General features: G+C 63.5%; 14 protein-coding genes and 2 pseudogenes. 5 read left to right on the top strand and 11 right to left on the bottom strand.

The window, feature by feature from the left end:
* The first annotated feature begins 74 nt into the window (after positions 1–74).
* Both EC86_RS0107350 and EC86_RS0107355 read left to right on the top strand, forming a co-directional pair.
* The gene (locus EC86_RS0107350; protein WP_029525021.1) at positions 75–2,093 is read left to right on the top strand and encodes an ABC-F family ATP-binding cassette domain-containing protein; all 2,019 of its coding nucleotides are present in this window, start codon (positions 75–77) and stop codon (positions 2,091–2,093) included.
* A 49-nt stretch (positions 2,094–2,142) separates the two neighbouring features.
* Complete coding sequence (locus tag EC86_RS0107355; protein WP_029525022.1) at positions 2,143–2,628, top strand: hypothetical protein; 486 nt, start codon at positions 2,143–2,145, stop codon at positions 2,626–2,628.
* Positions 2,629–2,741: 113 nt separating this feature from the next.
* Here the strand turns inward: EC86_RS0107355 and EC86_RS0107360 are convergent, their stop codons facing one another.
* Positions 2,742–4,670 (bottom strand): propionate--CoA ligase, encoded by a 1,929-nt coding sequence (locus EC86_RS0107360; RefSeq protein ID WP_269635734.1) that lies wholly within the window; start codon positions 4,668–4,670, stop codon positions 2,742–2,744.
* A gap of 376 nt (positions 4,671–5,046) precedes the next feature.
* On the opposite strand from EC86_RS0107360, the gene EC86_RS0107370 reads away from it, so the two are divergent.
* A complete protein-coding gene (locus tag EC86_RS0107370; protein ID WP_029525024.1) occupies positions 5,047–6,765 on the top strand; it encodes an ABC transporter ATP-binding protein/permease in 1,719 nt (572 codons plus the stop codon).
* 19 nt (positions 6,766–6,784) lie between these two features.
* Here the strand turns inward: EC86_RS0107370 and EC86_RS0107375 are convergent, their stop codons facing one another.
* From EC86_RS0107375 to EC86_RS0107385, 3 genes are all read right to left on the bottom strand, one after another.
* Positions 6,785–7,408: an isochorismatase family protein gene (locus EC86_RS0107375; protein WP_029525025.1), complete on the bottom strand. Its 624-nt coding sequence runs from the start codon at positions 7,406–7,408 to the stop codon at positions 6,785–6,787.
* A gap of 86 nt (positions 7,409–7,494) precedes the next feature.
* A complete protein-coding gene (locus tag EC86_RS0107380) occupies positions 7,495–9,216 on the bottom strand; it encodes an acyl-CoA dehydrogenase family protein (protein ID WP_029525026.1) in 1,722 nt (573 codons plus the stop codon).
* Positions 9,217–9,237: 21 nt separating this feature from the next.
* Positions 9,238–9,864 (bottom strand): TetR/AcrR family transcriptional regulator, encoded by a 627-nt coding sequence (locus EC86_RS0107385; RefSeq protein ID WP_029525027.1) that lies wholly within the window; start codon positions 9,862–9,864, stop codon positions 9,238–9,240.
* A gap of 102 nt (positions 9,865–9,966) precedes the next feature.
* On the opposite strand from EC86_RS0107385, the gene EC86_RS0107390 reads away from it, so the two are divergent.
* Positions 9,967–11,628, top strand: coding sequence for a 4-hydroxyphenylacetate 3-hydroxylase family protein (locus EC86_RS0107390; RefSeq protein ID WP_036771955.1), 1,662 nt, complete (start codon positions 9,967–9,969; stop codon positions 11,626–11,628).
* Positions 11,629–11,770: 142 nt separating this feature from the next.
* On the opposite strand, the gene thiD is transcribed toward EC86_RS0107390, so the two are convergent.
* The gene (gene thiD, locus EC86_RS0107395; RefSeq protein WP_029525029.1) at positions 11,771–12,634 is read right to left on the bottom strand and encodes a bifunctional hydroxymethylpyrimidine kinase/phosphomethylpyrimidine kinase; all 864 of its coding nucleotides are present in this window, start codon (positions 12,632–12,634) and stop codon (positions 11,771–11,773) included.
* Between the two features lie 58 nt (positions 12,635–12,692).
* Positions 12,693–12,911, bottom strand: a pseudogene (locus EC86_RS27640) (IS3 family transposase); the annotation flags it as partial.
* Between the two features lie 3 nt (positions 12,912–12,914).
* Here EC86_RS27640 and EC86_RS0107400 point away from each other — a divergent pair.
* Positions 12,915–13,193: pseudogene (locus tag EC86_RS0107400) on the top strand (acetoacetate--CoA ligase); the annotation flags it as partial.
* A 134-nt stretch (positions 13,194–13,327) separates the two neighbouring features.
* Here the strand turns inward: EC86_RS0107400 and EC86_RS0107405 are convergent.
* The 5 genes from EC86_RS0107405 to EC86_RS0107425 form a co-directional block, all read right to left on the bottom strand.
* A complete protein-coding gene (locus EC86_RS0107405) occupies positions 13,328–14,299 on the bottom strand; it encodes a PDR/VanB family oxidoreductase (protein WP_029525031.1) in 972 nt (323 codons plus the stop codon).
* 10 nt (positions 14,300–14,309) lie between these two features.
* A complete protein-coding gene (locus tag EC86_RS0107410; protein ID WP_051675780.1) occupies positions 14,310–15,428 on the bottom strand; it encodes an aromatic ring-hydroxylating oxygenase subunit alpha in 1,119 nt (372 codons plus the stop codon).
* Between the two features lie 180 nt (positions 15,429–15,608).
* Complete coding sequence (locus tag EC86_RS0107415) at positions 15,609–16,316, bottom strand: ABC transporter ATP-binding protein (RefSeq protein WP_029525033.1); 708 nt, start codon at positions 16,314–16,316, stop codon at positions 15,609–15,611.
* The gene (locus EC86_RS0107420) at positions 16,309–17,091 is read right to left on the bottom strand and encodes an ABC transporter ATP-binding protein (protein WP_029525034.1); all 783 of its coding nucleotides are present in this window, start codon (positions 17,089–17,091) and stop codon (positions 16,309–16,311) included. Before EC86_RS0107420 ends, EC86_RS0107415 begins: the two co-directional genes overlap by 8 nt.
* Positions 17,088–18,065: a branched-chain amino acid ABC transporter permease gene (locus tag EC86_RS0107425; RefSeq protein ID WP_029525035.1), complete on the bottom strand. Its 978-nt coding sequence runs from the start codon at positions 18,063–18,065 to the stop codon at positions 17,088–17,090. Before EC86_RS0107425 ends, EC86_RS0107420 begins: the two co-directional genes overlap by 4 nt.

Below are 18,065 nucleotides of genomic sequence, written 5' to 3' on the forward strand. Positions count from 1 at the left end.
TTCGTATGTCGGACCGCAAGCGCTTTGCCGGGCGCCCTGCGGTCCGACCCTATTTCTTCAGTCTGTTGGTTTAAATGATTACCCTTAAAAACGTGGTGCTGCGTCGCGGCTCCAAAGTGATTCTCGATAGCGCCTCTGTCACCCTCAATCCGGGCGAAAAAATCGGCCTGGTTGGCCGCAACGGCGCGGGCAAGTCCTCGCTGTTCGCCATGCTCAACGGCACGCTGCATGAGGACGGCGGCGAATACTACATTCCGGCGCAGTGGAAGATGGCGCAGGTCGCGCAGGACATGCCCGAAACCGAACAAAGCGCCACCAGCTACGTGATCGAAGGCGACGTGGTGCTGCTGGCCGCACAGGCCGAAGTCGATGCATCAGAAGCCAGCGGCGACGGCGACCGCATGGCGCATGCCTACATGGACTTGTACGACTCCGGCGCGCACGACGCGCAGGCACGCGCGCAGGCCTTGATCCTGGGGCTGGGCTTCAAGCTCAGCGAGCTCGACAACCCGGTCAACAGCTTTTCGGGCGGCTGGCGCATGCGCCTGCAACTGGCGCGCGCGCTGATGTGCCCGTCGGATTTGCTGCTGCTTGACGAGCCGACCAATCACCTGGATCTGGACGCACTGGTCTGGCTGGAAGCCTGGCTCAAGCGCTACCAGGGCACGATGCTGGTCATCAGCCATGACCGCGAATTCCTCGACGCAGTGACCGACGTGACGGTCCACATCGAAAGCGCCAAGCTGACCCGCTACGGCGGCAACTACAGCAAGTTCGAAGACCTGCGCGCCGAGCAGATGGCGCTGCAGCAAGGCGCTTATTCCAAGCAGCAGGACAAGATTGCCCACCTGCAGAAGTTCATTGCCCGCTTCAAGGCCAAGGCCAGCAAGGCCAAGCAGGCGCAAAGCCGCGTCAAGGCGCTGGACCGCATGGAAAAAATCGCGCCACTGCTGGCCGAAGCCGACTTCACTTTCGAGTTCAAGGAACCGGCGAATCTGCCCAACCCGATGCTGTCGATGCAGAACGCCTTCTTCGGCTACCCCGCGCCCGAGGACGCGCCCGAAGGCACGCCGCCCACCGTCATCGTGCAGAACGTCAGCAAGTCGGTGCTGGCCGGCCAGCGCATCGGCATTCTGGGCGCCAACGGCCAGGGCAAATCGACGCTGGTGAAGACCGTGGCGCGCGCGCTGGCGCCGATTTCAGGCGAGATGACCGAAGGCAAGGGCCTGAACATCGGCTACTTCGCCCAGCAGGAACTCGACGTGCTGCGCCTGACGGACAACCCGCTGGAGCACATGATCCGCCTGGTCAAGGAAGTCACCGCCGCCGGCAAGCTGGGCAACCAGCCGACCCGCGAGCAGGACTTGCGCAGCTTCCTGGGCAACTTCAACTTTGGCGGCGACATGGTCAAGCAGGCCGTCGGCAGCATGAGCGGCGGCGAAAAGGCGCGCCTGGTGCTGTGCATGATCGTCTGGCAGCGGCCGAATCTGCTGCTGCTCGATGAGCCGACCAATCACCTGGACCTGGCCACGCGCGAGGCGCTGTCGATGGCGCTGAATGAATTCGAGGGCACGGTGATGCTGGTCAGCCATGACCGCGCCCTGCTGCGCGCGGTGTGCGACGAGTTCTGGATGGTCTCGCGCGGCGGCGTCGCGCCCTTCGACGGCGACCTGGACGACTACCAGCGCTATTTGCTCGACGAAGCCAAGCGCCTGCGCGAGGAAGCGAAGAAGTCGAGCAACAGTCCGGTCGCACCGACTGCTACCAAAAAAATAGCTGTCAGCGCAGACACAGCAAGCGCAAAGCCCGTTTTTGACGTAAAAAATGCATCTGGCAAGAAGGAAGATGCCCAAAAACGCCAGCAGCAATCGGAGGCCGCCAAGCCGCTGCGCAAGGATCTGGAAAAAATCGACCGCCAGATGCAGAGCATGAACAGCGAAAAAGCCAATCTCGAAACGCTTCTGACCACGTCGAAGTCGCCTGCGGAAATTGCCCAGGCCGGCAAGCGCCTCAAGGTGATCGAAGCCGACCTGGCCAAGCTGGAAGAACGCTGGCTGGAAGTGACGGAAAAGCTCGAAGCCGTCGCGGTATAAAGGGGCTTCGTCGGCGCTTGACCGGCAAGCTTGAAAGAGGTTTTGATCCATGCCCACTGCCCTGCAACTGGCCGCTGACGATGCGGCGCTCCTGGCCGCTGTCCAGCGCAGCCGCAAGCTGCTTCACAAGCGGGCGCTGATGGCCGGTGTGGCCAGCGCCGTGCCGGTTCCCGGTCTGGACTGGGCGGTGGATGCTGCCCTGCTGTCCAAACTCATTCCTGCCATCAACAAGGAGTTCGGCCTGGCGCCGGAACAGATTGACCAGCTCGATCCGAAAAAGCGCGAGCAGGTGCAAAAAGCCGTGGCCATGGTCGGCTCGGTGCTGGTCGGCAAGTTCATCAGCCGCGATCTGGTCCTCAAGGCAGCCGGCAAGATCGGCACGCGCATGGCGACCAAGCAACTCGCCAAGTACATCCCGCTGGCGGGCCAGATCGTCGCGGCCACCGTCGGCTATGCGGCCATCCGCTACTTCGGCGAAGAGCACATGAAGGACTGCATCCGGGTGTCGAAACAGGCGCAGTTGCGACTGGAGTGAAGCTTCGCATCCGGCGGCTGCGCTGCCGGGCAAGAACTTTGCTGTCTTGAAAAACAAAAAAAGGGGCTGGCCGCGTGAACAGCCAGCCCCTTTAGGACTTCAGCACCTGATTTTTAGACCGCCTCGACCCGGTCCCGAATCTGCTGCAGCGCGGCCGGATCGTCCATCGTCGTCAAGTCGCCCGCATCGCGGCCTTCGCACACGGCCTGAATCGCCCGGCGCAGCAGCTTGCCGCTGCGCGTCTTGGGCAAGACTGTCACGAAGCGCACGCGTGCCGGCCGGGCAACGGCGCCCAGGTCGTTGTCCACGCGCTTCATGATCTCGGCCTCCAGTTTGGCGCAGGCGGCAGTGTCGTTCAGCACGCTCGAATCCTTGAGCACGGCAAACGCCATCGCCACCTGGCCCTTGAGGTTGTCGGAGACGCCGACCACGGCGACTTCGGACACCTGCGCATGGCCGGAAATGCTTTCCTCGATCTCGCGCGTTCCCAGGCGATGGCCGGCGACGTTGATCACGTCGTCGGTGCGGCCCAGGATGAAGAAGTAGCCATCTTTGTCGCGGATGCCCCAGTCGAAGGTGCTGTACACGAGCTTGCCGGGAATGCTCTTCCAGTAGGTGTTGACGAAGCGCGCATCGTCCTGCCAGATGGTCTGCATGAAGCCCGGAGGCGTCGGGCCTTCGATGACGACCACGCCTTTTTCACCCGGATTGGTGAGTTCCTCGCCGGTCGCTTCGTGCAGCAGCTTGACGTTGTAGCCGTACATCGGAATGCCGGGGCTGCCGAACTTGCTCGGCTTGGACTCGACGCCGTTGGCGATCGTCAGGATCGGCCAGCCGCTTTCGGTCTGCCAGTAGTTGTCGATGATCGGCACTCTCAAGCCTTCGCTGATCCAGCGGGCGGTGGGCTCGTCAAGCGGTTCGCCGGCCAGGAACAGCGCGCGCAGGCTGGACAGGTCGTATTTGGTCAGCAGCGCCGGGTCCTGCTTTTTCAGCACGCGAACGGCGGTCGGCGCGCTGAACATGACGGTGACCTTGTACTTTTCAACCAGTTCCCACCAGATGCCGCCGTTGGGCTTCTTGTCCATGCCCTGCGTCGGCAGGCCTTCGTACATGATGGTCGCCATGCCGGCGATCAGCGGGCCATAGACGATGTAGCTGTGGCCGACGACCCAGCCGATGTCGCTGGTCGAGAAGAAGGTTTCGCCGGCCTTGCCGTCGAAGATGTGCTTCATGCTCGCGGCAAGTGCCACGGTGTAGCCGGCGGTGTCGCGCTGCACGCCCTTGGGCTTGCCGGTGGTGCCGCTGGTGTAGATGGTGTAGCTGATGGCGGTCGAGTCCAGCCATTCGCATGGCACTTGCGCATCGAAATGCGTTTCGCGCAGTTCGTTCCAGAGGTGATCGCGCCCGGCGACCAGTTCCATGGTGGCCAGGCCACGGTCGGCCAGCAGCACGGCGCCCGGCTTGTGGCTGGACAGGCGGATCGCCTCGTCGAGCAACGGTTTGTACGGCAGCGCCTTGCCGCCGCGCGAGCCGCCGTCAGAGCTGACGATGACCTTGGGCGCGGCGTCCTCGATGCGCGACGCCAGGGAGCCGCTGGCAAATCCGCCGAACACCACGCAATGCACCGCGCCAATGCGGGCGCAGGCCAGCATCGCAAAGGCAGCCTCGGCAATCATCGGCATGTAGATCAGCACGCGGTCGCCTTTTTCGACGCCCAGCGCCAGCAGGCTGGCGGCCATGCGCTGCACTTCGCCGTGCAGGTCGGTGAAGGTGTAGGTTTTCTCCAGGCCGGTTTCGCTGGAGACGGCAATCAAGGCGGCCTGGCCGGCGCGGTCCTTCAGGTGGCGGTCAACGGCGTTGTGGCACAGGTTGGTCTGGCCGCCTTCGTACCAGTTGACGAAGGGCGGGTTGTCGTAGTTGCAGACGCGCTCGAATGGCTTGTGCCACTCGATCAGATTGGCCTGTTCGGCCCAGAAGGCGTCGGGCTGGTCGATGGACTGAAGGTAAAAGTCTGCATAGCTGGTCATGGAGGGTCTCCGTATTTTTGAGGCAACTGTCGAGTTGAAATTTTGACCGCCATGCGGCCGCTGGGTTTGCACGTCATCAAGGCCTTCGGCTTTACCGCAGCGCAGGCCAAGGGGTTTCGTTCACATCAGGGACAGGCTGGAAAAAAATTCGCACCCTGGATGTCTGAAAACTGAATTCTTAATTATGGGCAGCGGTCTTTCTGCAAGCTGACGTCGAGCGGTCGATGTTCGAGGAAGTCCTCTGAATGCTATTAAAAATATAGCTGGCTAGGCTCGTTCCTATTGCGTAAACACCACTTTTCATACATAAACTGAATTTTTTCATGCTGCTGCTGCGGCCTTTGGCCATTTCGGATTAAATCGGCGGCTGGCCCATTCAACGAAGAACTTCATGAGCGCAGCAGAAGAACCTGGCTTCAATGCCCGACTGTGGCATCGTTTTGCAGCGATTGCGCGGCCCTACTGGTTTTCAGAGGAACGCTGGCGCGCCCGGGGCCTGCTGGTGCTGCTGGTGGTTGTGCTGCTGGGGCAGACCGCCTTCAACGTATTGTTCAACCAGGAAACCGGCGAGTTCACCTCGGCCCTGGCCGCGCGGGATGCCGGCCGCTTCTGGGCGTCGATCTGGCGCTACACGGCGATTCTGGTGGCGGCGGTGCCGATCTACGCCCTGTACTACTACGTGCGCGACACGCTCGGGCTGCGCTGGCGCCGCTGGCTGACAGATGCCTTCCTGGCGCGCTATTTCGACCAGCGCGCCTATTACCGGCTGAATGCTGCCGCCGGCATCGACAACCCCGACCAGCGCATTGCCGAGGACATCAACACCTTCACCCAGCAATCACTTTATTTTTCAATGATCGTGCTGGGCTCGGTGCTGCAGCTGGCCGCCTTTTCCGCCGTGCTGTGGTCGATCTCGCGGGGGCTGGTGTTGTTCCTGATCGGCTATGCGGTGCTCAGCACCGTGTTCACTGCTTCAGCGTTTGGCAAGCGGCTGATTGGCCTGAACTTTCGCCAGCTGCAGCGCGAGGCGAACTTCCGCTTCGGCCTGGTGCGGGTGCGTGAACACGCCGAGCCGATTGCCTTTCACGACGGCGAGGCGCGTGAGATGACGGCGCTGCAAGCCATCTTCGCCAGGGTCTATGCCAACTACCAGCAGGTGCTGCGCTGGCAGTTCGGGCTCAACCTGTTCCAGTACGCCCATGCTTTCCTGACCATCGTGCTGCCGACGGTGATCATTGCCGGCGATGTGCTGTCGGGGCGGCTGGAGGTGGGCCGCGCCATCCAGGCCGCCGGTGCCTTTGCCGCCATCCTGAGCGCGCTGACGGTGATCGTCGAGCATTTTGAAAGCCTCAGCCGTTTTTCCGCCGGCGTCGAGCGGCTGCATGCTTTTTCGCAAGCCCTGCAAGCCAATGCCGGCCGCCCGGCCGACAGCGACGACAGCGCGCGGCATATCCAGACGCTGCACGGCTTCGAGCTGGCACTTGGGCGGTTGACCATTCTGACGCCCGGCCGCGAGCATCTGCTGCTGCGAGACCTCACGCTGGCCATCAAGCCCGGCGAGGGGCTGCTGATTTCCGGCCCCAGCGGCAGCGGCAAGAGTTCCCTGCTGCGGGTGATTGCCGGACTATGGACGACGGGCTCGGGTGAAATCACGCGCCCGGCCGGGTCGGACATGCTGTTCATGCCCCAGCAGCCCTACCTGCTGCTGGGCGACCTGCGCAGCCAGCTAACCTATCCGCACACGGACCGCGACATTTCAGACGAGGAACTGCTGCACTGGCTGGAGCGGGTGAACCTGCCGACGCTGGCCGAACGCTTCGGTGGCCTGAGCGCCGAACTGGACTGGGCCCGGGTGCTGTCGGTTGGCGAGCAGCAGCGGCTGGCCTTTGCCCGCGCGCTGCTGGCCAGGCCGCGCTACCTGCTGCTGGACGAAGCCACCAGCGCGCTGGATGCGGCCAACGAAGAGTTGTTGTACAGCCAGCTGGCGGGCCTGTCGATCACGCCGGTCAGCATCAGCCACCATCCGGCGGTCGTGAAATACCATCAATGGGTGCTGGAACTGCCCGGGGACGGCCGGTGGACGCTGCAGGGAGCGAGCAGCTACCGGTGACTTCCAGGGTGAACCGGGATCACTTCACCAGCGCGAGCAATTCCCTGAACGCGTCATGTTCACAGGTGCGGGCCCATTCAAAGGCCACCATCTCGGTGGTGACCAGCTCGGCGCCGTTGCCGGCCAGCCGGTCGAACGCGGCGTCGCGGTTGCGCTCGCTGCGCGAGCTGCAGGCATCGGTCACGACCCACACGTCGAACTCTTCTTCGAGCAGTTCCAGCGCGGTCTGCATCAGGCAGACATGTGCTTCGCAGCCGGCAATCACGATCATGCTGCGGCCCTCTTCCTCGGGTTCGGCGGGCTTTTGCAGGTGCTTGGGCAGGCTGCGCGCATTGCCGCCGGTCGGCGCCTTGCGAACCGGCGGACGCAGCCATTCGACCAGGCCGTCGGCGGCGGCGCTGAAATGCATCTTGGCCATGGTCTTGCCGCCGGCCGAATCAATCGCCGCCTGCAGCTCGGGCAGGTTCTGGCCGAGCTTGTCGGGGTTTTGCGCGGTGCCCCAGACCGGCACCTCCATGAAACGGGCCATGCGCGCCAGCCGCAAGGCATTGGCCACGACGATTTCATTTTCAAAAATCACGGGCATCAGGCGGGTCTGGTAATCGACCAGCACGAGCTGGGAGTCGTCGGCATCTAGCAACATGGTTATTCCTTAGGTTTGGCGGCCATTATCCCTGCCCTTGCCGGGGTGACGGCTGCCGTGGCGCGCCAGTCCGGGCCTGCTGACCGCTAGCGAGCGACGCGCGCCCTGTCCACGATGCGGCCGGCCTGTGCCCGGGAAACTGCCGCGCCCATGGAACCCAGGGTGCAACCCCAGCCCGCCGCCTGGGCATTGAGCCGCGTCCCCATGAATGCATCGACGACATCGGTGTTGGAGTGACGCAGCAGTTCCACGCCCTGGACGGCCCGGGCCATGGCTTCGCAGGCCGGCCGGGCCAGGAACTCATCGTCCATGGCCGCCTGGATCAAGGACGGCAACGCATCCAGGTAGCCATCGAAGCGGCGATCCATGCCCTTGACCGAATTCACTTCGGCCATGAAGGCATCGCGCGTCATGGGCTCCTTGAGCAACGAACGCCGCACGTCCATGCACATCATGTTGGCCGAGCCTTCCCAGACGCTGTTCAGCGGCGCCTCGCGGTAGATCCGGGCCATCGGGTTTTCCTCAATGAAGCCGTTGCCGCCGTGGCATTGCAGGGCTTCATAGGCAATGGCAGGCGCGCGCGAGCAGTTGAAGAACTTGGCCATCGGCGTGGCCACTCGCGCGAAGGCCTTTTCCTGCGCGCTGCCTTCAATGTGGTCGGTGGCCTTGGCGACGCGCAGCGCCAGCAGCGTCGCCGCCTCGACCTCGACGGCCATGTCGGCCAGCACATTGGCCATCATTGGCTGCTCGGCCAGCGTCTGCCCGAAGCCCCGGCGGGTGCCGGCATGGTTGAGCGCCAGCGTCAGCGACTGGCGCATCAGGCCGGCTGATCCGACGGCAAAGTCCAGCCGCGTCAGGTGCGCGTGCGACAAAATCTCGCGCAGGCCGCCGCCTTCCGGCCCGACGCGAAGGGCCAGCGTGCCGGCATATTCGATCTCGCTCGAGGCATTGGACTTGTTGCCGCACTTGTCCTTCAGGCGCTGGATGAAAAACCGGTTGAAGCTGCCGTCAGGCAAGGTGCGCGGCAGGAAAAAGCAGGTCACGCCGCCGTCCACCTTGGCCAGCGTGAAAAAGCCGTCGGACTGCGGCACCGAACAAAACCACTTGTGGCCCGTCAATTCGTACCAGTGGGCGATGGCGCCGTGGTAGCCGGCGCTGTGCGAAAACCGGGCCGTGGTTTGTGTCTCGCGCAGGTCCGAGCCGCCCTGCTTTTCGGTCATGGCGTAACCAATCACGACCGACGCCTTGTCGGCCACTTCGCGGCGGCTGAATTCATACTGCGTGCCGCACACCTTGTCGGCCCACAGCTTCAGGCAGGGCTCGCTCTGAAAGCCGGCGAAGGAGGCATAGGCCATGCCGGTCGGGCAGGCCGTGCCGTGCTCGACCTGGTTCCAGAGGTAAGACAGCACGGCCCGGGCATAGTGCGGCTGCGCCTCGGGCGCGGTCCAGGCCAGCGAATGCACCTCGTGCTTCCAGGCCAGCGCCATCAGCTGGTGCCAGCTGGGGTGGAATTCGACCCAGTCGATGCGGTTGCCGTAGCGGTCATGCGTCTTGAGTTCGGGAAGATGGCGGTTGGCCTGGCGGGCCAGTTCCTGGATGTCCTCGTCGCCGACGAGCCGGCCCAGCGCCTGGCAGCGCCCTGCCGCCCAAGGCACTTCGCGCTGCACGGCGGCGGACAGCACGGCGTCCTGGTCAAATGCATTGAAGCCGGTCAGAGGGCTGGCCTGGTTCTTGACAAGATGCGTGGCAAGGGGGCTTGCGCCGTCCTGCACGGGCAACAGCTTCTGTGCGTTCATCGGTGCGTTCATGGGGGTTCTCCGGCTTGGGGGTCAGGCGGCCTTGCCACGGGCCAGGCGGCCGGGCAAGTCGTCAAGATAACGGGTGAAAAGGTCGGTCGCCTCCTGGCCAAACATGCGGATACGGCCGGTGTGCTGGAGCAGCAGCAGGCCCACGCCATGGGCAAACAGCGCCGTGTTCTCGCGCAGCGCCTCGTCCGCCGTCAGGCCCATCGCCTGCAGTGCCGCTTCGCACGGACGCAGCGCATCGTGCAGGCGGTCGTTGAGCTGGAAATTGAGTTCGGCGTTCAGCCCGCGCGGCTGCATGCCCTGCACCAGGTAAAAGCCAAGGTCCAGGTCGCGCGGATTGGCGGCATAAAAGCCGAACCAGGCGCTGGCCTTGGCCTTGAGCATGTCAGCCGCCGAGCCTTCAATCGCATCGGCGGCATCGACCACTTCATTGAGCCGCTCCAGCGACTCGGCCAGCAAGGCGCCGTAGATCGCTTCCTTGTTCTCAAAATAGGAATAGATGGCGCCGGGCGTGTAGCCGGCCGCCTTGGCGATTTCGCGAATGCTCGCGCCTTCGATGCCGAGCCGCTGGAACACCGAACGCGCAGCGTCGAGCATCAGCGCGCGGCGCGAGTCGTTCAGGGCCTGCTGGCGTTGGAGTCTGGCTTGCATGGCCAGAATATAAACGCAAACATGCCAGAAGATACGCAAAATTAAACGCTTGATGATTAAATTGAACAGTGTTTAAAATTACAAAAACCTGGAGACCCGACCATGAACGCTTTTGCACCCGCCGCCACGCTGATGTCCGGCGACGACTTCCGTGAATCGCTGCGCCGCTACAAGCCGCGCGTTTTCCTTGACGGCCGGCAGGTTGCCAGCGTGGCCGACGAGCGCGGCTTTGGCCCCGGCATCAATGCGATTGCGCTGACCTACGACTACGCGCTGAAGGAACAATACGCACCGGTCATGACCGCTGTGCAGCACACCAGCGGCAAGGTCGTCAACCGCTTGAGCCATATCAACACCAGCAGCGGCGACCTGCTGAACAAGCTGGAGGCCGTGCGGCTGGTCTGCCAGGAAACCGGCTGTGCCCAGCGCTACCTGACGCATGACGCGCTCAATGCCATCGGCCAGGTATCCAGCCGCATCGACGACGCGCGCGGCACGCTTGAGAACAGCGCCCGCTTCCTGAACTACCTGCACCGGGTGCAGGACCAGGACCTGACGCTGGGCATCGCCATGACCGACGCCAAGGGCGACCGCAGCCGGCGCCCGCACGAGCAGGCCAATGTGGACAGCTACCTGCACATCGTGGCGCGCAACGCCCAAGGCATCGTCATCAGCGGCACCAAGGCCATCGTGACCGGCGCGCCCTATGTGCATGAACTGCTGGTCATGCCGTGTCGCAACATGGGCAAGGAGGATGCGGACTTCGCCGTCTGCTGCGCCGTGCCAGTCGATGCGCCCGGCATCACCATCATCGCCCGTCCGGCCGGACGGCCCGGCGAGAAGGTCGAGCATGGCGAAGCGCTGTTCAGCCGCAAGTACGGCCAGAGCACCGGCGTGGTGATGTTCGAGCAGGTGTTCGTGCCATGGGACAACGTGTTTTACGCCGGCGAATGGGAGCATTCAGGCCACCTGACCTACAGCTACGCCACGCATCACCGCCACACCTGCATAGCCGCGCGCGCCGGGTTTGGCGACCTCTTGATTGGCGCGGGCGCCCTGATGTGCGAGGCCAACGGCTTCGATCCGGGCAAGGAAACGCATTTGCGCGAGCAGATGGTCGAGCTGATCACCATCACCGAAAGCTTTTTCGCCTGCGGCGTGGCAGCCAGCGTCTATGGCAAGCCCGACGAACACAGCCAGACCTTCATGCCCGACCCGGTGTTTTCCAACATCGGCAAGCTGCTGCTGGCGACCAAAATCTACGACATGCACCGCATTGCCCACTATGTCAGCGGCGGCCTGATCGTCACCCTGCCCGGCCCGGACGAAGACCACAACCCGGAGACAGGCGCGAAACTGTCGGAAGTGCTGCGCGCCAATCCGGACGTGCCCTACGAGCAGCGGATCGAGACCGCGCGCTTCATTGAAGACCTGACGGCGGGCTACCAGGGCGGCTGGTACAGCGTGATCAGCCTGCATGGCGGCGGTTCGCCGGCGGCGATGAAGCAGGAAATCTACCGCAACTATCCCATCGGCTCCAAGGTGGAACTGGTCGAGCGCATCCTGGAGCGCGGCATTGCCGCCGACGGCTCGCCAGCCGCCACGCCGCATGACCCGCAGCGCGCCATCACCCGGAACCGCCAGCCCGGCAAATGCTGCGACACCGGCTGCACCGCGCCTGGCCAGCCGGTGATGGTCGATTTGCCCGAGGTACAAGCAAACCGGCCTTCACGGCGTGCGGGCGCTTCCAGCCTGGATCAGTAGCCGTTCAGGTACTGGGTGGCATAGACCACCACCGGTGCCGAGGCGGACTACTTACAGATCAAGAAGCCTAAACACACGCAAAAAGCGGCATGCCCAGCTTCACTTTAGGCAATAACTTTTCTGACAGCCAACCGCCCAAAGCTCAGCGCAAGGGCTGAAGCTGCATGTTCAGCGGTGCATGGCTGTGGTTCAGCGGCCCGCCACCTGCGCCTGTGCGTACTGCGGCGCCGGCCGCCAGCGCAGCGCGCACATAGGAACGTGCCGCCTCGACCGCTTCACACAAGCCGGCGCCCAAGGCCAAATACGCCGCAATGGCCGAAGACAGTGTGCAGCCGGTGCCGTGGGTATTGCCTGTGTGAATACGCGGGGCGCGCATCCAATGCGCCGCGCCATTTTTCGTCAGCAGCAAATCACACACCATATCGCCCGACAAATGGCCTCCCTTGAGCAATACAGCGTGAGCGCCCATCTCGAGCATTTCTTGCGCCGCCACTTCCATATCCCGCTCATTGTGCAGCAGCCTGCCGACCAGCAATGAAGCTTCGTCCAGATTGGGCGTGACCAGAAGCGCGCGCGGAAACAACTCACGCACCAGGATGGTGATGGCCGGGTTGTCGATCAGTACGGCGCCGCTCGTGGCCACCATGACCGGGTCGAGCACAACTTGTGGCAATGCGTGACGGTCGATGGCCTGTGCTACGGTCAGCACAATTTCAGGGGCATGCAGCATTCCGATTTTCACGGCATGCGCACCAATGTCCTCGATCACCGCATCAATCTGGTCTCGAAGCATCTGCGGCGGAACGCCGTGAATACTCCGTACGCCCAGCGTGTTTTGGGCTGTCAGGGCGGTGATGGCTGTCATGCCATAGCAGCCCAGGGCACCGATGGTTTTCAGGTCGGCCTGTATGCCTGCACCCCCACCGCTGTCTGAACCCGCGATGGACAAGACACGTGGGTATTCGAACCTATGGGAATATTGAACAGATTGTTTATGTTTAGACATATGTCGGCGCCGATTGAATGTTGCCCCACCGGGGGTGTGGCATAAATCTTGGACTTGTTTATGCCGCAAGTCCGAGGCTCTTTCGGTATTCGAGGGGACTGAGTGAGCCAAGGGAGATATTGATGCGCTTTTCGTTATACCAGCGGATGGAGTCAACTACCTGAATGAATTGCTCAATGGTTGTAGCCTGCCAGTCCCGAGGATAGAACAGCTCCGTTTTCAGCCGCCCGAAGAATCCCTCACAGGCCGCATTGTCGGGCGAACACCCTTTGCGCGACCGGTGCTGCAAGGCGGCGCGGTATGGGGCGAGGCCCTGCAGGAGCGCATCAAGCACCAGATACGCACCAAGGCCTCTGCCCGCCACGTGCCGAATGAGGTGGTGCAGGTGGCTGAAATACCCCGTACGCTGATCGGAAAAAAGATGGAGGTGCCGGTGCGAAAACTGCTGCTGGGCGCCTCGCCAGACAAGGCGGCCAGTCTGGATTCGATGCAGAACCCGGACAGCCTGGCTTTCTTTGTCCAGTATGCGAAAGCCCTCCAGGACCCCCTTCATGCGTGAAGCAGAAAAGTGCATGCATTGACGGGACTCGCCATAGCCCGGCTGGGCATGATTGCGCCCAACGAAGCGTTTGCGGCGTGATTGCGCTCGGCTATCAGCCGGGCGGCAGCGGTGCGCGTCTGGCCACCGCAGTCTCAGAGATCCAGCACCAGCCTTGGCGTTTTGGAGCGCGAGCAGCACGGCGTGAACTGGTCGTTGGCCGCCTGCTCCTCGGGCGTGAGGTACATATCCTTGTGGTCGGGAATGCCCTCGATCACGCGGGTCAGGCAGGTACCGCACACGCCTTGCTCGCACGACATCTGTACCTCGACGCCGGCCTCGGCCAGCACCTGCACCACCGTCTTGTCACGGGGCACGACCACGATCTGGCCGGAACTGGCGATCTGGACTTCAAAGCTGGCATCGGTATCGGAAGTCGCAACCGCGCCGGCAAAGAACTCGTAATGCAGCTGGTCCTCGGGCCAGCCCTGCAACCGCGCCGTGTTCAGCACCGCGTCCATGAAGCCCTTGGGTCCGCAGACGTACAGGTGAACGCCGCTGGCCAGCGCGTTCAGTAGCGCAGGAATGTCCAGCTTCTGCTCCGCCGCGCCATCATCGAAATGAAATTGCACTTTGGGGGCAAAGCTTGAAGCGGCAATGCGCGGGTAGAAGGCCGTGCGGTCGGGCGAACGGGTGCAGTAGTGCATTTCAAAATCGGCGCCGGTGTTGGCCAGGCGCTCGGCCATGCACAGGATGGGCGTGACGCCAATGCCGCCGGCCAGCAGCAGGTGCCGTTTGGCGTCATGCGCCAGCGCAAAGTGGTTGGCCGGCGCGCTGATCTGCAGCGTTTGCCCTTCCTGCACCTGGTCGTGCATCGCCTGCGAACCGCCGCGCGAGGCCGGGTCGCGCAGCACACCGATCAGGTAGCGGTGGTTCTCGCCCGGCGGGTTGCACAGGGAGTACGGACGAACCAGGCCGCCGGGCAGATGCACATCGACATGCGAACCGGCGGAAAACGCGGGCAGCGCCGCGCCGTCTTCGGCGACCAGCTCGAAGCTGCAGATGTCCACGGCTTCTTGCTGCTTGCGGGCGACGCGCACGGCAATGGTGGGTTGATGGTTGCTCATGCAGGCCTCCTCATGCCCTGACGGGTGCGTTGCTGGCCGTGCCAGCGGGCACAGCCGGTGAATCTTGCAAAACAGGCGAAGCGCTGGCCGGCGTGGCGCGCAACGCCTGCTCTTCGGCCATGATGCGGTCCAGGATCTTGCGCGACTGCACTCCGCCGGCGTCGATGTTGAGCTTGAGCAGGGCGCGGTTCGGATGGTCGAGCAGGTTGCGCTGCTGAAGCTGGAGCATTTCCAGGTCTTCGCTGAAAATCTTCGCTTGCCCTTCGCGGATGCTGGCCGTCAGCGCCTTGTCCCTGGGGTTGAACTTGCGCGCCATGCCCCAGAAATACCAGATCGAGGTTTCCGTCTCGGGCGTGATGAAATCCACCACGATGCTGTAGGCCTTGTGTTCGGCCGGGGCATCATAGCCACCCATGCCCGCGTGCGCCACGCCAACTTCGATCATCACATGGCTGGGCGGCGTGAAGCGGCAGATCTGCCAGCGGTCCACCGGCACGTCGTCGGCCAGGTTGTTGCCGCGCAGGGCCAGTTGCCAGAACGGCGGCGGCATGATGTTTCCCATGAAGCGGCTGGTGACCACCTGGTCGCCGTTGACGGCGGTCTTGCACGGCACCTCGTCGATTTCCTTCTGGCCGATGCTGGCGGAATGCACATAGGTTTCGTGCGTCAGGTCCATCAGGTTGTCGATCATCAGGCGGTAGTCGCAGTGGATGTGGAACATGCCGCCGCCGTAGGCCCATTCGGGGTCGTCATGCCAAGCCTGGACGAGAATCTTCGCCGGGTCGGCCAGCGCGGCATCGCCCGGCCAGACCCAGATGAAGCCGTAGCGCTCCTCGACCGGGTAACTGCGGATTTGCGGAAAGCCGCGCACGCGCTGGCCCGGCATGGAAATGGTCTTGCCCTCGCAGCCCATTTCCAGCCCGTGGTAGCCGCAGACCAGCCGGCCTTCGCGCACGAAGCCGAGCGACAGGGGAGCGCCCCGGTGCGGACAGAAGTCTTCCAGCGCCGCCACGCGGTTTTCTTCACCACGGTAGAACACGATGCGCTCGCCGCAGATCATTCGGCCCAGCGGCTTGTCGTCGATGTCTTGCGGGGTGCAGGCAACGTACCAGGTGTTTTTGGGGAACATGAGGGGATACCTTTCTTTCAGTTCGGCCGGCAGACGCTGCGCCGGCTGGGGTTCAAAGACAAATGAAGCGTGAAGACCTTGCTTATTGCTACATAATTCATAGCTGCTTGTCCAGACCATGCGTGCGCAAAAGGCCAATTTGATTCATAAAACCCGCTTGCTGGCCAAAATCCATTGACTCTAGGCCCTGGCCACGCCCAGCAGGCGGTCCAGCAACTCGGGCTGCTCGCGCAAGTCGTCGGCGCTGCCGCTATGCACCACCGTGCCGTGGTCGAGCACCACGGCGCGGTGGCTGATGGCCAGAATCGCCTGCGGATGCTGCTCGACGATGATGGCGCTCAACCCTTCCTCGCGGGTGATGCGGGCAATGGCGCGCAGCAGTTCCTCGACGATGATGGGCGCCAGCCCTTCGAGCGGCTCGTCGAGCAGCAGCAGCCTGGGGTTGAGCACCAGCGCTCGGCCGACGGCCAGCATCTGCTGCTCGCCGCCCGACAGCTGCGTGCCCAGGTTGGTCTTGCGTTCGGCCAGGCGCGGAAACATCTTGTACACGCCGTCCGGGTTCCACTTGCCGGGCCGGGCCACGGCCGTCAGGTTTTCATGCACCGTGAGCGACTTGAAGATGTTGCGCTCCTGCGGCACCCAGCCGATGCCGGCCCCTGCCCGCTCGTGCGACGGCAGCTTGTGCAATGCGATGCCGCCCAGCGTGATGCTGCCGCCGTGCTGGCGCGTCGCGCCCGCCAGCGTGTTGATCAGCGTGGTCTTGCCGGTGCCATTGCGCCCGAGCAGGGCCAGCGTCTGGCCTTCGCCCAGCGACAGCGACACGTCCTGCAGCACGACCCCCTCGCCGTAGCCGGCGCGAAGGTTCTCGACTTTCAACAGCTCAGCCATGTCGCACCTCCTCGCCATGGCCCAGATAAACCGCCTTGACCTGCGGATCATTGGCAATCTGTTCGGGCGTGCCTTCGGTCAGCAAGGTGCCGTTGACCAGCACCGTCATGAAGTTCGCAAAACTGAAAACCAGGTCCATGTCGTGTTCAATCAACAGCACCGACACTTCGGCAGGCAGCGCGGCCACGGTTTGCAGCAGTTCCTCGCGCTCGCCGGCCGGCACGCCGGCCACGGGCTCGTCGAGCAGCAGCACGCGTGGCTCGCAGGCCAGCGCAATGGCGATTTCCAACAGCCGGCGCTTGCCGTAGGCCAGCACATGGGTCGGCTGGTTCATGACTTCCAGCAGGTGAAACTGCGCCAGCAGTTGCTCGCAGCGCTCGGTGACCTGCTGGTTGCGGCCCAGCGGCTGCCACCATTTCGTTCCCAGCCCCAGGTGCTGCGACACCACCAGCGCCAGCGTCTGCAGCGGCGTGAGCGAGTCGAACAGCTGGTTGATCTGGAAGGTGCGCACCATGCCGCGCTGCACGCGCTGGTTGGGCGCCAGGTGGGTGATGTCCTGCCCTTCGAGCACGATCCGGCCTTCGGTCGGCTGCAGCACGCCGGTCAGCAGGTTGATGAGCGTGGTCTTGCCCGCGCCGTTGGGGCCGATCAGCGCATGGCGCGCGCCTTTCTTGATGTTGAGCGTCACGTTGTTAGTGGCAGTGATGCCGCCAAAACGCATCACCAGGCCTTGCGCCGACAGCACCGTGTCGGCGTTGTGTTGAAGGGCGCTCATGACTTGCCTCCGCCAGAAGGCCGCCTGAACCATGTCCAGGGGCGCATCAGCCGATCGCGGCCGACCAGCACCAGCACCACCAGGAACAGGCCAATCCAGAAGGTCCAGTACTGGGGCGTGATGGACGACAGGAAATCCTGCAGCAGCTTGAACACAATCGCGCCCGCCACGCCGCCGTACAGCCAGCCGGTACCGCCGATCACCAGGATCAGCATGACATCGGCCGAGCGGTGAAACTCGAACAAGTCGAGCGATGCAAACCCCGTGGTCTGGGTCAGCAAGGCGCCTGCCGCGCCGGCCACGCCTGCCGCCAGTGTGTAGACCATGGCCAGCTTGGCGTTGACCGGAATGCCGATGGCCATGGCGCGCAGCCGGTTGTCGCGAATCGCCTTGAGCGTCGCGCCGAAGGGCGAATGCACCACCCGGCGCAGCAGCAAAAACAGCACCAGCAACACCGTCAGCGAGTAATACGCCGCCGTGATGCCGTACAGGTCAAACTCGAACCGGCCCAGCACCGGCCCCATCACCACGCCCTGCAGCCCGTCGGCGCCGCCGGTCAGCCAGTCCAGCTTGTTGGCCAGTTCCAGCAAAATCAGGCCGACGCCCAGCGTGACCATCAGCCGCGTCAGGTCGCTGCCGCGCATGATGGAAAACGAGGCGACAAAGCCCAGCAGCGTGGCCACGGCGATGCCGACCGCCAGCCCGACCAGCGGATCGGGCATTACCAGCTTGGCGAACAGCGCAGCCGCATAACCCCCCAACCCAAAGAAGGCGGCATGGCCGAGCGAGACGATGCCGGTGTAACCCAGGATCAGGTCGAGCGACACGGCAAACAGCGCGACGATGGCGATCTCGTTGATGATGAGCGCGTGGCTGGGCGATAGCACCGGCGCGGCAAAGGCCAGCAGCCACAGCACCGGCTCCCAGGGCTTGAAGCGGCTGTACTTGAGGAGCGATTGTTGTTGGGCGTTCAT

It is taken from the genome of Polaromonas glacialis (assembly GCF_000709345.1).
Classification (GTDB): domain Bacteria; phylum Pseudomonadota; class Gammaproteobacteria; order Burkholderiales; family Burkholderiaceae_C; genus Polaromonas; species Polaromonas glacialis.

Excerpts from the sequence above, each read along its gene's own strand:
- EC86_RS0107350 (WP_029525021.1), top strand. The coding sequence starts at position 75 with ATGATTACCCTTAAAAACGTGGTGCTGCGTCGCGGCTCCAAAGTGATT.
- EC86_RS0107355 (WP_029525022.1), top strand. The coding sequence starts at position 2,143 with ATGCCCACTGCCCTGCAACTGGCCGCTGACGATGCGGCGCTCCTGGCC.
- EC86_RS0107370 (WP_029525024.1), top strand. The coding sequence starts at position 5,047 with ATGAGCGCAGCAGAAGAACCTGGCTTCAATGCCCGACTGTGGCATCGT.
- EC86_RS0107375 (WP_029525025.1), bottom strand. The coding sequence starts at position 7,408 with ATGTTGCTAGATGCCGACGACTCCCAGCTCGTGCTGGTCGATTACCAG.
- EC86_RS0107380 (WP_029525026.1), bottom strand. The coding sequence starts at position 9,216 with ATGAACGCACCGATGAACGCACAGAAGCTGTTGCCCGTGCAGGACGGC.
- EC86_RS0107385 (WP_029525027.1), bottom strand. The coding sequence starts at position 9,864 with ATGCAAGCCAGACTCCAACGCCAGCAGGCCCTGAACGACTCGCGCCGC.
- EC86_RS0107390 (WP_036771955.1), top strand. The coding sequence starts at position 9,967 with ATGAACGCTTTTGCACCCGCCGCCACGCTGATGTCCGGCGACGACTTC.
- thiD (WP_029525029.1), bottom strand. The coding sequence starts at position 12,634 with ATGTCTAAACATAAACAATCTGTTCAATATTCCCATAGGTTCGAATAC.
- EC86_RS0107405 (WP_029525031.1), bottom strand. The coding sequence starts at position 14,299 with ATGAGCAACCATCAACCCACCATTGCCGTGCGCGTCGCCCGCAAGCAG.
- EC86_RS0107410 (WP_051675780.1), bottom strand. The coding sequence starts at position 15,428 with ATGTTCCCCAAAAACACCTGGTACGTTGCCTGCACCCCGCAAGACATC.
- EC86_RS0107415 (WP_029525033.1), bottom strand. The coding sequence starts at position 16,316 with ATGGCTGAGCTGTTGAAAGTCGAGAACCTTCGCGCCGGCTACGGCGAG.
- EC86_RS0107420 (WP_029525034.1), bottom strand. The coding sequence starts at position 17,091 with ATGAGCGCCCTTCAACACAACGCCGACACGGTGCTGTCGGCGCAAGGC.
- EC86_RS0107425 (WP_029525035.1), bottom strand. The coding sequence starts at position 18,065 with ATGAACGCCCAACAACAATCGCTCCTCAAGTACAGCCGCTTCAAGCCC.